This window comes from Campylobacter concisus, assembly GCF_002913045.1.
GTDB lineage: Bacteria > Campylobacterota > Campylobacteria > Campylobacterales > Campylobacteraceae > Campylobacter_A > Campylobacter_A concisus_AP.
In genome coordinates this window covers 1-441 of record NZ_PPAF01000044.1, presented here as the reverse complement: position 1 = coordinate 441, position 441 = coordinate 1, and the positions used below count along the sequence as shown (strand labels likewise).

The following is a 441-nucleotide window of genomic DNA, read 5'->3' as shown; positions in this document are numbered from 1 at the left end:
AGGATCAAGCTGGGCGGGACGCTAGGTTGGCCAGACGTCGCGAGAGCGGCGTGGATACGGGCGGCAGCGACGTGCGGTGTGCTATGAATCGAAGAACAGGCCGCGTGATCGTTATCGAGATGAACCCACGCGTTAGCCGAAGCTCTGCACTGGCCAGTAAAGCCACTGGATATCCGATCGCAAAGGTAGACACACTGCTTGCAGTTGGTTTTAGCTTAGATGAGATCAAAAATGACATCACAGGAACACCTGCTAGCTTTGAGCCGGTGATTGACTACATAGTGACAAAAATTCCACGTTTTACATTTGAGAAATTTCCAGGATCAAACCCATATCTAGGCACAGCGATGAAGTCAGTTGGCGAGGTTATGGCCATTGGCAGGACATTTAAAGAGAGTATCCAAAAGGCGCTTTGCAGTCTAGAGCGCGATCTTTGCGGAT

General features: G+C 50.6%; 1 pseudogene. It reads left to right on the top strand.

The window, feature by feature from the left end:
• Positions 1-441: pseudogene (carB, locus tag CYP43_RS09360) on the top strand (carbamoyl-phosphate synthase large subunit); the annotation flags it as partial.